Source organism: Pseudoalteromonas piratica (assembly GCF_000788395.1).
GTDB classification, from domain to species: domain Bacteria; phylum Pseudomonadota; class Gammaproteobacteria; order Enterobacterales; family Alteromonadaceae; genus Pseudoalteromonas; species Pseudoalteromonas piratica.
This window is the reverse complement of record NZ_CP009889.1, coordinates 1,510,681-1,524,392: the sequence shown is the minus strand read 5'-3', so window position 1 is coordinate 1,524,392 and position 13,712 is coordinate 1,510,681. Positions and strand designations below refer to the sequence as shown.

At 39.0% G+C, this 13,712-nt stretch carries 12 protein-coding genes; 10 read left to right on the top strand and 2 right to left on the bottom strand.

Features of this window, described 5'->3' with window-relative positions; genetic code table 11:
• Positions 1–82 precede the first annotated feature (82 nt).
• From OM33_RS21390 to OM33_RS21380, 3 genes are all read left to right on the top strand, one after another.
• The gene (locus tag OM33_RS21390; RefSeq protein ID WP_199922579.1) at positions 83–919 is read left to right on the top strand and encodes a hypothetical protein; all 837 of its coding nucleotides are present in this window, start codon (positions 83–85) and stop codon (positions 917–919) included.
• 275 nt (positions 920–1,194) lie between these two features.
• Entirely contained in the window at positions 1,195–3,198 is a 2,004-nt protein-coding gene (locus tag OM33_RS21385; RefSeq protein ID WP_040136659.1) for a methyl-accepting chemotaxis protein, read from the top strand.
• A 10-nt stretch (positions 3,199–3,208) separates the two neighbouring features.
• Positions 3,209–3,568, top strand: a complete 360-nt coding sequence (locus OM33_RS21380) for a hypothetical protein (protein ID WP_040136657.1) — start codon at positions 3,209–3,211, stop codon at positions 3,566–3,568.
• A gap of 159 nt (positions 3,569–3,727) precedes the next feature.
• Here OM33_RS21380 and OM33_RS21375 read toward each other — a convergent pair whose 3' ends face one another.
• Positions 3,728–4,144 carry a hypothetical protein gene (locus tag OM33_RS21375; RefSeq protein ID WP_040136656.1) on the bottom strand — a complete coding sequence of 139 codons (417 nt, stop codon included), beginning with the start codon at positions 4,142–4,144 and terminating at the stop codon, positions 3,728–3,730.
• Between the two features lie 225 nt (positions 4,145–4,369).
• Between OM33_RS21375 and OM33_RS21370 the strand changes: the two genes are divergently transcribed.
• From OM33_RS21370 to OM33_RS21345, 6 genes are all read left to right on the top strand, one after another.
• On the top strand, positions 4,370–4,552 hold the full coding sequence (locus OM33_RS21370; protein ID WP_040136653.1) for an alternative ribosome-rescue factor A: 183 nt from the start codon (positions 4,370–4,372) through the stop codon (positions 4,550–4,552).
• Positions 4,553–4,744: 192 nt separating this feature from the next.
• The gene (locus OM33_RS21365) at positions 4,745–6,646 is read left to right on the top strand and encodes a S9 family peptidase (protein ID WP_040136652.1); all 1,902 of its coding nucleotides are present in this window, start codon (positions 4,745–4,747) and stop codon (positions 6,644–6,646) included.
• 164 nt (positions 6,647–6,810) lie between these two features.
• Positions 6,811–7,683 (top strand): AraC family transcriptional regulator, encoded by an 873-nt coding sequence (locus OM33_RS21360; protein ID WP_040136650.1) that lies wholly within the window; start codon positions 6,811–6,813, stop codon positions 7,681–7,683.
• 81 nt (positions 7,684–7,764) lie between these two features.
• Positions 7,765–8,796 (top strand): alpha/beta hydrolase family protein, encoded by a 1,032-nt coding sequence (locus OM33_RS21355; RefSeq protein WP_234402752.1) that lies wholly within the window; start codon positions 7,765–7,767, stop codon positions 8,794–8,796.
• 199 nt (positions 8,797–8,995) lie between these two features.
• Positions 8,996–9,964, top strand: coding sequence for a hypothetical protein (locus OM33_RS21350; RefSeq protein ID WP_040136648.1), 969 nt, complete (start codon positions 8,996–8,998; stop codon positions 9,962–9,964).
• Between the two features lie 165 nt (positions 9,965–10,129).
• Positions 10,130–10,639, top strand: coding sequence for a nuclear transport factor 2 family protein (locus OM33_RS21345; protein WP_040136646.1), 510 nt, complete (start codon positions 10,130–10,132; stop codon positions 10,637–10,639).
• Between the two features lie 30 nt (positions 10,640–10,669).
• Here OM33_RS21345 and OM33_RS21340 read toward each other — a convergent pair whose 3' ends face one another.
• Positions 10,670–11,728 carry a serine hydrolase domain-containing protein gene (locus OM33_RS21340; RefSeq protein ID WP_052141246.1) on the bottom strand — a complete coding sequence of 353 codons (1,059 nt, stop codon included), beginning with the start codon at positions 11,726–11,728 and terminating at the stop codon, positions 10,670–10,672.
• Between the two features lie 283 nt (positions 11,729–12,011).
• Between OM33_RS21340 and OM33_RS21335 the strand changes: the two genes are divergently transcribed.
• Complete coding sequence (locus OM33_RS21335; protein WP_040136644.1) at positions 12,012–13,514, top strand: response regulator; 1,503 nt, start codon at positions 12,012–12,014, stop codon at positions 13,512–13,514.
• The last annotated feature ends 198 nt before the right edge of the window (positions 13,515–13,712 follow it).

Here is a 13,712-nt window from a genome sequence, read left to right as displayed (position 1 = left end):
TGACAGTTACTATTTCCGATGTTTGCTATTTGTTTTTGCTATGTTTTGTTCAAAGTCTAGTATTGCTGTGACAGAAGGGAACTTGTCTCAAACACCTCAAGAAATAACTAAAATTAGAGTGATCCCAAGTAGTGAAAGTGACTTTAATTCTCACGCCTACTATACAAAGTTATTGAAATTAGCACTTGATAAAACACGCGAACAATACGGTGCTGCTGAGATAGTTAAAACAGAAGAAATGATGGTGCAAGATCGATTTTTTATCGAGCTAAATCATGGTGTGATTGATGTTTATTGGACTGTGACCTCAGCTAAAAGAGAACTTGAAGCTATTCCAATTAGGGTGCCACTGCTTAACGGCATGATGGGGTACCGTATTTCCTTAATTTTGAATGAACGCAAACATGAATTTTTGAATCAAGACGTGACGCATTTTTTAAATGATATGATTGCAGGTCAAGGACATGACTGGCCTGATTATACTATTTTAAAGTCCAATGAGATGTTAGTACTTGGTACCAGTCACTATGATTCTTTGATTGAGTTATTAAAGCGTCGAAGAATAGATCATTTCCCTCGCGCAATTAATGAAACTCTGGTTGAAATTGAAACACTGCAAGATGATAAATTAGCGGTAGAACCTACAATGTTAATCCATTACCCTTCGTATATTTTCTTTTTTGTTGCTAAGTCAAAACCCGCGTTAGCCGAGCGTTTAGAGCATGGTTTAAAGCTGGCTGTTGCTGATGGCAGTTTTCAATGTGTTTTTGAAAGTTACATTAATGTGGCGCATCTCAACAATAAATTAGGCATCACTGAGAGGGTATTACTCGCGTTAGAAAACCCCTTATTGTCGAAAGAAACGCGCAAACTTACTTTGCCACAGCTTTGGCAAATAAAAACCGCATCAGATTGTTAGCATCTGATCTGATTATTACTTGTTTTACTCCAACACTATTGGAGAATAAGCAATACCATCAGGGCCGTTGCCTGTGGGCAGTTCAAATAAGGTTTTACCGCTTGGAATATCTATCGCTAGTATATTGTTGTTGCTATAAGCCGATAAAAACAATGTGCGGTCGAAGAAATGATGAGTAAGTATTTCAAAATAAAAATGAATTAAGTACGCTTTTTTAGAAAAAACGATAACCAGCTGCTATACCTATTACATTGGTTAAAGTTAGTAGCGGCTCTATGAAACTCACTGTATCTGTAAGAATATTTGGCGGTTTTGCAATTTTACTTGCGCTTTCATTTATTATTTACCTTGTTGCATTACTCGGTATTCGAACAATAGGTACCGGTGTTGAGCAAGTTAGCGAAAAAAGTGTACCAGCGTTAATCGCAGGTGCTGATTTGTCTGAGAACATTCTAGTCGCTGAACTCGCGCTAGTTGAACTGGCTTCGACAGAGAATCTTAAACAAGCTACGGCTTTACGTTCTATCATTGAAAAAGCCAATTTAGGGAATACACAAGCCGTTAACGGGTTAGAAGCCGTTATAAAAGATCACAGAAAGCTCGCCGAATTATTTACCCAGACAAAATCACACAACGAAGACTTTTTAAGCGCTTCCGATGAAGTCATTAACGATTACTTTAGTATGCTTAAATTGCTCGAAGTGACTAAAGAGCGAGCCCGAGAGTTTGGTGATATGGGGGATGAAAGCCTAAGCCTTGCTTATGATCTGGAGGGACTTAGCGATGACGATGCCATTAATAACGCGATTAGTGAATTTGTTACTGAAGTTGAAACCAGTGTTGATGAGGCAAACAGTGCACTTGCATCAAACATTGTATTTGAAATATTAAGTATTGAATCAACACTTAAAGACTCAAACAACCGTATAACAGAGTTATTTGCCACGTTTTCAAAGGCACCAAGTTTACGTAATGATGAATCAGTTATTTTGATGAAAGATAACTTGGGACGATTTTTAAAAGCCTTAGTAGGTAATGAAAGTGCAATTAAAGCGAGAATTGACAGTTTAAAACGACAAAAAGAAGTATCAGAGCAATTAAAACAAGCGAAGCGACTGGGTGATAATGCGAGAGAAACGTTGCATCAACTTAATGAGAATATTAAAGCGGATAGTGTTGATATTAAAAATACTGCGCTTGAGTTAGTAAAACAAAATCAAATCATTACCAGTATTTTGACACTCTTCACTTTAACGCTATCAGGTATCGTTGCCTACTTTGTAACACTATCGATCAAAAAACCTTTATCTCAAGCCGTGGAGCAGATTAAGCAAGCGGCTACGGGCGATATGACAGTGCAATTTACAAAAATGCGTGACGATGAGCTCGGTGAACTCGCTGATAATATGCAGAGCTTGGTTAATACATTACGCAGTACGTTAAAAGAAATATCTAATAACTCGAATAGGTTGGCTACCACAGCCGAGGAAACCAATACCATCGCGCAACAAAGCTATGAAAGTGCGTCGTCTCAACACAAAAAGATGCAAATTATGGCTGATTCTATTTCAGAGATGAAAGACACCGTTCAATCGGTTTCCAATAGTATTCACAGCACGTTAGAGCAAGTAGACCAAGCGAATCAAGATGCTGAGCAAGGGCAGGTTGTACTCAATACCAATATTGCCAATATTAATTTACTTAATGATGCAATCACTCAGTCAGCCACTGCCATTGAGTCACTGAACGCAGACACCAACAATATCAGCTCGGTGCTCGATATTATTCGTGGTGTAGCAGAGCAAACAAACCTATTGGCATTAAATGCAGCGATTGAGGCTGCTCGGGCAGGTGAGCAAGGTCGTGGATTTGCCGTGGTAGCTGATGAAGTAAGAACGTTAGCGCAAAAAGCCCACGATGCGACGCAAGAAATTCAACAAGCAATCGAGAATTTACAACAAGGTGCGAAGCAAGCTGTGGAGACAATGTCTAAGTCTCAAAGTGAAACACAGCAATGCGTTGATGGCATTCAAAGTGTTGATGTAATGCTGAACTCAATTCTTACAGGCATCACTAAAATTAAAGATATGAGTCAACAAATAGCAACGGCTGCCGAGCAGCAGAGTATCGCTGCGTTGAGTCAACATGAAAATATGATGGAGATGCAAGAAAACACGGAGCTATCTGCGGCCCATGCTGAGGAAAATAATCAAGCTAGCCAACAGTTAGCCTCAATGGCAGAAACTCAACGAGAACTAATGAGTAAATTTAAAACGTAGGAGCACATTAATGAGAGTATTTATTTTATGCTTAATGACCACTTTACCTTACTTTGCATTTAGTGGTGTTGCACAAGCCGGTACCTGTGAAATTAAATACACACGCACAGCGTGTCCGGGTAAAGAAGCGATCAGTTATAAAAAATGTAAGGGTAAACAGAATTGTTCTAAGTTCAAAGAAGCTGCAAGTGCTGCTGAATGCGGTGATATGGCAGTAAAATCATGTAGAAATAAACGCCTTACAGTCACAAAATCTAAAGTTATAAATGCATTATTTGATGGGCAACAAATAAAAGCGAGTAATGGTAGTGATGACTTCTGCACCGTTTATGAAAAAGCGAATGAAGAATTTAATAAGTGTGATGGGTAATATTCACTCGTTTTTTGTGCGGTGGTTATCTCACTCATAGGCTTTGGGCTTACTCTTCATTGTTGTGTTTTGAACAATGCTGGTAAGCCCTCGTTTTGCTATTTTGAGTTGTTTTACGCTTTTTTAAGCATTAAAAATAGCGTTAACTCGTGATATAAATTAACCACAGTTAAATACTAAATGGAGTTGATAAGGGTGACCAAGCGAGTCGCCAGCAATATCCCCACCAATACTCAAAGCGGCACCCGCATCGTCCACATGGCTGCGACCAAAAATCCACATAGCGGTACCTGCGGCTTCTACCGCCTTCGCGATATTACGTTTTGTTAAGTAATCTTCTTCATCCATATTGCCAATATAATCAACGTTTTCAGAAACAACATACGGTGTTGATTTCGACTCTTTGCAATACGATTTTGCTTGATCGAAAGCCTTTTCCGATACGTCAGATTTTGTTTCGCCATATAAATCGATGTAGTGATTACCGTCACTGCTTGGTCGAACATTATTATGATGAGCACATGCAGTTAAAAGTAATGCTGCTGTTAGGGTTGTGGCTTTGGTTAAAAACGTCATGTTGCACCTATTGAGAAAGTATTTATAGGTGTAATTATTGCGGATGATTATTGCGAAAGTTGTAAGTAAATGTTGGCCATTTGTAGCCTAGTAAATACACTTTTTAACGGACGATAATACATGGTTAAAAAACTTAAAAAAAGAGAATGAAATGCTTGTGTATTTAAAATGTTCAGATACTATTGCGGCGAATTAATTGACTCATTTTTAATCAAGAGGAAAGTGATGAGCAAAGTTAAAAAGTTGCAGCATGACCATGGTCGTGGTGAGATTAAAGACAATGCTATTAAAGCATTAGTTACCAGTACATTGTTTAAAAGCAAAGTAGAAAAAGCGAAAAAAGGCAAAGGCAGTTACCAACGCAACAATAAGCACAAGGGGCGAGAACCTTATCTTAAGGCAGCCTAAGCTTTAACATAAGGTTTTTTTCTTCGATGTTATTTTGTGTGCTAAAAGGCTGAAAATTAGCCATACACTTTTAAATACATACGTTTAAGCGGGTTTTATACCCGCTTTTTGTTTTTTTAATCGCATAGCACTTTTCAAATACGGGGATAATTCTGTAGTCTTAGCAGGTCTATTCTTTAAAGGAGTTTCGCGATGTTGCGAACAATTGTATCTGTAAGCTTGGGATTAGCGCTCAGCGCCGGTGCCTACGCCAATGAGGTTATGACACCTGAGAAACTTTGGCAATTAAAGCGTGTAAGCGCATTAGGTTTAAATAAAGAAAAAACACACCTTATTTATAAAGTAACCACACCAAGTGTTGAGAAGAACGATTTCAGCAGCAAAGTGTATCAAGTTTCACTGAAAGGTGGCGAATCTCAATTACTTGAAGCCTATCAAGGCGTGGTGATTGATAAAAGTATCTCACCTGATGGCAGCAAAAAGTTGTTTCACGAAAAAGTTAAGTTAGAAGATATTTTAGCAACGGATCGCCATAAAGAACTTGGCAAAGCCAATGCGTATGTTTTTGATGACTTGAACTATCGCCATTGGGATACGTGGAAAGACGGTAGCTTTAAGCACGTATTCTATCAAGACTTAAAAACAGAAGAAAAAGTCGACATTATGCAGGGCATGCCGTTTGAAAGCCCGACCGCACCGTTTGGTGGTACGTCTGATTATACTTGGGGCCCAAAAGGTGAAAACATTTACTACGTGAGCAAAAAGCTAACGGGTACTGACTATGTTCAAAGCACTAATACCGATATTTATCGCTACAACCTAGCAAGCAAGAAAACGACTAATCTTACCGAGAAAAATCTTGGCTATGATAAGTACCCTGCGTTTTCACCAAAAGGCCATTTAGCATGGTTACAAATGGATGAAGCGGGCAACGAAGCAGATAAACAAGATATTATTGTTCGTGTTAAAAACCGTGACTACAACTTAACTGCGCATTGGGATGGTACTGTAAACAGCTTCAAATGGAGCCCAGACGGTAAAACAATTTACTTTGTGGCGCCAACAAAAGGCACGGTGCAGTTATTCCAAGTGTCGGTTAACACTAAAACCAAAGCCAAGCCTAAAATTAAACAACTTACCGATGGTCAGTTTGATGTAAATGGTATTGTTGCAGTACTAAAAGATAAGCTTGTGGTAACGCGTAACAGCATGAATGCCGCGCGTGAAATTTATCGCTTTGATCTTGGTAGCAAAAAACTTACTGCGCTTACCAAAGAAAATGATGCCTTATATGCTTCACTAGACTTACCAAATGTTGAAAAACGCATGGTAAAAACCACCGATGGCAAAGACATGGTAACTTGGGTGATTTACCCACCTAACTTTGACAAGAGCAAAAAGTACCCAACGCTACTTTATTTACAAGGTGGTCCACAGTCTGCGCTTTCTCAGTTCTACTCATTCCGTTGGAACTTCCAGGTAATGGCATCTCAGGGTTACATTGTTGTTGCGCCTAACCGTCGTGGTATGCCAGGTCATGGTGAGCAATGGAACAAAGACATTAGCAATGACTGGGGCGGTCAGGTAATGGAAGATTACCTTGCAGCGATTGATGATGTTGCGAAAGAGTCATACGTGGATAACACGCGCATTGGTGCCGTGGGCGCAAGTTACGGCGGTTACTCAGCGTTTTATTTAGCGGGCAATCACGAAGGCCGCTTTAAAACCTTTATTGCGCACTGTGGTATTTTCGATTTACGCAGTATGTATGGCACGACCGAAGAGTTGTTTTTCGTAAATAACGAACTAGGTGGCGCATATTGGGAAGATAATGCAGCAGCGAAAAAAGCGTATGGTCAGTTCAACCCAATTAACCACATTGAAAAATGGGATGCACCCATGTTTGTTATTCATGGTGCTAAAGACTACCGCGTACCGCTTGAGCAAGGTATTGCGGCGTTCCAAGCAGCTAAATTACGTGGTTTGAAAAGCCGCTTTATGCTGTTCCCAGAAGAAAATCACTGGGTACTTACGCCGCAAAATGGCATTGTATGGCAGCGTGAGTTCTTTAAGTGGTTAGAAGATACGCTTTAATGAGATTTTTCTTACTCCCCTTTGAGTAAGACTCTAATTTAAAAGTTTAAAGCCTTATTGATGCGCATCAATAAGGCTTTTTTTTGGCCTTAATAATTCAGTAGACGCCTCAAGATTAATTAGCTACTTTAGTAAGATAATTATAAAAATCGTCCAATAAAACAATGACAAACAGCACTTCACAGTTTAATGCCACAATAATAAGCCAGGTGGCACAATATATTTATGATCACAGTGAAGAAGCAATAAACATTGAAGGACTGGCCGATTACGCAGGATTTTCAAAGTATCATTTTAACCGTCTGTTTTTTGCTGCAACAGGATTCCAACTTGGTGACTTTATCAAGCGGCAGAAACTCGAAAAAGCGATGTTTTTATTACAAAACGGCGGCAATAATATCTTAGATGTGGCACTAAGTGTAGGTTATGACTCGCCCTCGTCATTTACCCGCGCATTTAAAACTAACTTTGGCTGCACACCCTCTGATATCTTAAACGGTAAATCACCACTTAATGTAAGAGCGGGTAATTTACCGCCTAAAAAGTTAGCGAAGAACACAGCGCTTGAGCCAACTTGGCGAGACCTATCCGATACAAATATTTGGGGGCTCTATGGCACAGGTTTTACCGAACAATCATTTTCAAATGTGGCAGGGCAGTTGTATCAGCGTTTAGCCGAGCTTGCAGAACCCCTTGATTTTAGAGAGCTTCAACCTATCGGTGTGGCAATTGATAACCCTTGGGTTGGCGAGCAAACACAAAGCCAATTTTTTGCAGGATTTGTAAAAGGATTAACGCAAGCACAACAATTAGATAGTTATACGCTGCATGTGGGGCGTTACGCATGCTTTACCCATAAAGGACCTCACAGCACAATGTGGCAAACCATTTCTCAGGTGTATGCGCATTGGGTGTTGCCAAACCAAATACGATTGAAAGATCAGCATATTGTTCAGTATTACTTAAATAACCCGGCAGATACGCCGCCGCAAGAATTAATTACCGAACTGTATTTCGCAGTAGAAAGTGATGACTAATTCATAATCGCACTTTCTGCACAGTTTGCTTACTCGTTTTTGGTTAAAGTGAAGCTAACTAAAGAAAAGGACTAGCATTTTATGAAGTTAACTCAACTTTTATTACTTGTGTGTATTGTAGTTGCCGCAATGTCTGTTGACAGTGTTTCAGCCAAAGAAATAACAAAGTCAGGTAACTTACACTCAACTGACGTAGATTTTTTTAATAGCACCACTAATCAGCCCGTGAAGACTAAGTTCTGGTATTTGGCTGGTGAGCTGCAATGTGGTAAGACAATTTGTTTAGCAGCATCGCAAAATAAACGTAAACTTGCGTTAATTTCGCATGGAGCATTTGGCTCACCCATTGAAATGAACTGGTTAGGTTATGCACTCGCATCGCAGGGGTGGCTTGTTGTGGGCGTTGCTCACTATGGTGAATCGTGGGTATATGGTAAAGACACCATAGATCCAAGTGTGCTTGCGCGTTTTTGGCAGCGCCCGCAAGAGGTTAGCTTTGTTATTGAGCAATTAACTAACGAAGGCTTACTTAATCTAGATATCGATAACAGTAATGTATTAATGCTTGGTCACTCCGCTGGTGGCTTCACGGCATTAGCGCTTGCGGGTGCGAAGCTAGAAGCCGGAAAATCAGAACGTTATTGTGCGTTAGATACTGCGAAAAACGATAAAAGTTGTGCTTATAACACGCAACAAACAACACCATACACAAAAGATAAAATTCACAAAATCAGTAAAGTGCAAGCGAGTATGGTGGATGCGCGTATTAAAGCAATTATCTCACTTGATCCAGCGCTTGGTCACGCGGTGAATGAAACCAGTTTGATGGACGTGACAGTACCCACCTTAGTGATTGGCTCAGTTGAAAATGACTTTCTGCCGTTTAAACAACATGCACAATATTATGCTGAGCATATTAGAAATGCAGATCTAATTGGCATAGAACAGGGCGCTGGGCATTTTATTTATATTAATGAGTGTGAACATAACTTTAAAGCGCAAGGAATATTGTTATGTAAAGACCGTGAAGGTGTTGACCGTAAAGCACTGCAACAACAGGTGCTTGGCCACGTGTTTTCATTTATTAATCGACAAGGCTTAAATCAGTTATAAGTATTTATTATCGTGCCTTGTTGATACGCTAAACAAGGCCTCCCCTCTTTCATTAAACGTTTAAGAAGCAAGTACTTCTTTGTTAAAAGCTGTCTTAAAATGTAGCGTCATACTACAGTTGCTCACAAAGCAAAACGTTATCTTACACGCTTCGGTGATAATCTTGCCGGCGATTTTATTAAGCATAACGGAACGCATTATGAAGCTATTTTTCCCATCGATGATTGCAGCAGCTATTTTATTGGCAGGTTGTGGTGGTTCATCATCTTCAGATTCGAGCACAACTACGACGGCCGAAGTACATACTATTAAACCTGCAGATATTGCAGCGTACGTTGCTGACTATAAAACGAAAGTAACAGAGAATAATGTGCAAATAGATGGTAAGAATTCAACAATTGAGTTACTTGATATCGATATGGATGAGGGTGCGCTTTATATCCGTTACGAAGAGGGCGTTATTGAGCTTGGTTTTGACTTTGATGAAGAGAAACCAACAAGCAGTTTGGCTGTTGTTAGGAACAGTGATAATGAAAATGCGCTGATTGGCGAGGATTTGCAAGTAATTGAGCAAGATGCTGGCTTTACAATTACAGGACGTATTGTAGATCAAACAACGTTTGGGCAGTATGACCTTACTTTGATGTTTAATGAAAGCTTGATCTCAGGGGGAAGCAGCCAGCTAGTTGTGACAAATAATTCAGCGGTGTTATCTGGCATACTTGGCACTAAAACGTATGTTCAATTTCAAGACTTATCGCTGGACCACCCAAGCGTAAATCGCATTGTGTTTAAAAGTGTTGCTGGTTCAGTAAACGATGCTATTAATATGCACACAGGCAGACTAATACGCCAAGGTCAGTACACGACTGTGATGAATGCAGATGGCGAAGCGTATTCTGGCGGGGTTGATTTATATGCAGCTGGCATCACAAAAGAGTATCAAGCTGGCGGTAAATTGGGTGTGCATGCGTGGTGTTGTAAAGGGGATAAAGACGCGGGAGAGCTAAGCCAAAAAGACCCTGCTCACGGTGCGCAGTTAACGTATTTTAGGGAAATCTTAGGCAAAGAACTTGGCCCAGAGTTTTATTTTTTCACAATAAATGCGGCGCCTGCGGATGATATTCATTTAATGACACAAACGGAAATTGATAAATACTTTTTCTAACTCAGTTCAAGTTAGTGTAAAAAAGGCTCAATTATTTGAGCCTTTTTTACGTGTGACGTTTCTTTTTGTTTAGTCACTGTGTAGAAGATGATTCAAGCATGGTATAACCATTTATCATTATTATGAGTTTATTTTTCGCATGCCTTTTAATGGAGCTCTGAGCCAATGCAAGATACTTTTAATAGGGTTTTATTGATATTAGTAAGCACATTTTTGCTGCATGCTTGCTCTGTAACGGATAATAAGAAACATCTTTTACAAAATGTGGTGGATGAGTATTACACGGTATATAGCGAGCGAACTGACTTTGAGCGATTTATGGCTTTTTATGATGAACAAGCTCAATTAGAAGACATCATTTATGGCAATTCACTTAATAATAAAAAAGAGATCAGAACTTTTTTTGCATGGGATAAGGGTCAATTTGAAATGCTCGCGGGCAAACCCGTTTTAACTATTTCAAAGCAAGTAATTGACGGTCGTAACGTTATAACTGAGGGGTATTTCAATCAATTCAAATATAATGGTCAAGTTTTAGGGCCTTGGCTATTTGTTATTGTTCATCAGTTCAACGACAAGTATAAAATTATCAAACAAACGGATTGGATTAATTACACTCCGCGAAAACAGTTTCTTGGTGGTAAGAATATGAATCAAGGATTACACGAAAAGTAATTGGGGCAACAAGCGTTGCCCAAGCGCAGTTTAATCTACATCCACCAAGCTCATAATATTGAAAGCCATATTACCTGAAGGGAACTCCTCTTCATTGGCAAGTACAGCAACAAAGTAACCATTGTCTTCTGAGCGTAAAATGTAACTCACAAAGCCATCAATACCGCCACCATGTTGATAGAACTTTTCATTGTGGCGATTAGTACTTATATTCCAGCCAAGGGCATAGCCATTTAAGCCTACAGTGTACATTTTTTGTGTAGCTTCTTCTGAAATTAGCATGCGGTTGGCAACACCTTGATGCCATTTATATAAATCTTCCACCGTGGACACTAATGCGCCCGCGGCATAAGGTACTGTCATTGAAATACCGCCAACCGGCTTATTGTTGCTGTAGCCTTGTGCAAAATTATCATAGCCAATTTTATCTTTGCCATAACTACTGTTAGTCATATTGAGCTTTTGAAAAATCTCTTGCTCAATAAACTGGGCATACGTTTTACCACTCACTTGCTCAATAATATAACCTGCAATCACGTAGTTTGAATTGGAATATTTAAACTGGCTACCCGGCGTAAATTCGAGCGGTGCATCTTTAAATTTTTCAATTAATTGAAGCGGAGTTAGCGACGTATTTTTGTAAGAAGAGAAGTTTCCCATTTCAGTATAGTTTTTAATGCCGCTGGTCATATTGAGCAGATGTGTAAGTGTAATAGTTTCACCATTTGGATAGTCATTTAGGTACATGGCAAGCGTATCATCCAATGAGAGAAGACCACGTTCTTCGAGAATCAATACAGCCATCGCTGTAAATTGTTTACTAATCGAACCTATGCGAAATATGGTCTCGGAGGTGTTTTCTACTTTGTTAGCACGCTCGGCGTAATCGTAGCCACGGTTCAGTAAAATTTCTCCATCTTTAGCGACTAACACCGCGCCAGAAAAGTCTTGGCTTGCGACGTATTGCGCTAAAGTTTGACCATCATTTGGTTTCGAAACTTCGATTTCTTTGTCGCTTGAACAGGCAACAAGGGTAAGTGACACAACAGAAAATAGTAGAGATTTATAAAGCCCTTTAGCGGTTAACATCCTAGTTTACTCAGTTAGTAATAGTTGCATTTAGCGTAGCAATGCGTGCTTTTAACTACTTTGGGTAATTTGTTTGAAAATGTTGGTAACTTTTAACAATTAGACACGTCTTGAATGGATCTGCTTGAGTAATGATGACTTAATTAATGTTTGTCGAAGACGGTAACTTTAAGTTTTGTAATTACACAGCAACTTCTCGATATAACTCTATACTTAATAAGACGTTATCTTCAAAAGGCGAATCTATCAGTGGCTCTCAAGCGTTACACAGTAAGGCGCATAAATGAAAGAGAATGAATTAACCATACTCCTTCTTGAGCAAATGCCAGAGATGAATGGGGTATTATTATCTATCTTACATGAGTTAAATTTCTCAAATATTCATCTTTATAAGCGGGTTGAAGATGCTTGGCGCCACTTTAAAAAAATTCCACCCGATTTAATTATTTGTGACTGGTACCCAGATAAGTACGATACCTTAGCGTTATTAAAACAAGTGAGACAAGCATCTCAAGGGTCAGATACTCCGTTTATTATTGTTTCAGGCATTATTGAACACAACTTGGTAAAGCAGGCGATTGCAATGGGGGTTAGCGAATACATTGTAAAGCCATTTTCAGTGAATATGTTTGAGCAAAAAATTAAACTTGCACTTCAGCATAAAAAGAGTACGAATAATGGTAATTTCTTTAAGCCAAAAATAAGAGAAACATTTAATACTAAGATAGGGTTATGTTTTAAAAATAGCAGTTTAATGGATTTGGTTTTGCCTCAGTTGAAAAGCTTTACGAGGGCACATTTTCAAACCATAGATGCGGCTTTGATGTCTGCTGAAACCGACAAAACACTCGATTTATTAGTGATTGAACATGATTTATTATTGGCTCAAACATCATTGCAATCAAAGCTCCTCAAAATGTGTCACTCGGGCCAACTCGACGTTATTTTGATAAGTGAACAACCGATACCAATAGAAAGCAATGAGTTACGTAAACGAGGGTTTAAACACTTTATTGATACGCGTCATTCGCTGGTGGATTTAGCCACAAGAGCAGATTTAATTATCAATTTGAAAAAAGCCTTGCTGCATACCAAAGACACAGTCATGCAAGCAGCTTCAGAAGTGCACGAAGCGAAAGAGTTTGAAAATAATGTGCTTGAGTCAATACAATCAGAAGCAGCGCAAATTTCAAGCCTAAGCCAGCAAATTAAAGCAACGGCAAAAAAGTCTAGTTTGGCCCATCAATTGAGCAATGAAATACATCAACGTGCAGAAAAAATAGAATCTTACAAGTCAGTACTTACTTCAAGCTTAAAAGACTTAAAAACACTTCAACATTCAGAAAAAGAATTACTTTCGGTATCTCAACTTATTGAAAAAGCAAATGAGTTATTCAGTAATCAATTGAAGCAGCGAAAGATTAGTTTTGTCAGCCAGTTATCTGGCGAAGAACACGTAAACGTTAATCCGACACTTTTTGCTAGCCTATTTATGTTTTTGATGCGGTCAATTATTTTGGATAGCCGCTATGAGAGCAACATTGAGTTCAGCGCTGAAATAAATAACGAGAGCACTTTCATTGATGTCCAAATTTGTGCCGAAATGACAGGCTTTCCCCATTTGCAAGACATCATGAAGCACACTTGGTTTGAACAAAATGGCGAACTTAACTTCGTTTTAAAAGACACCATAGAACAATTGTGTAAATCACAGTTACATCACTACGAAATTAAATTTGATCAAACTATAAGCTTGCTGAAGATAATATTTAGTGTAGCTGCTTAATTTATAAAGTGTTTGAAAGAGCGAGGCGGTATGATTCTGCTTCAAAATCCTTTTATCCTAGTCGCTTACTACTCATTTATTCTGTTATGGACAGTGAAAGTTCATATGTTAAAAAAATCGATTAACCTTTTATTACGGCTTATTTGATTTGTTGTAAGCCTGATTTCATGTTCAATCCTTTGCGTCTATAAACACATA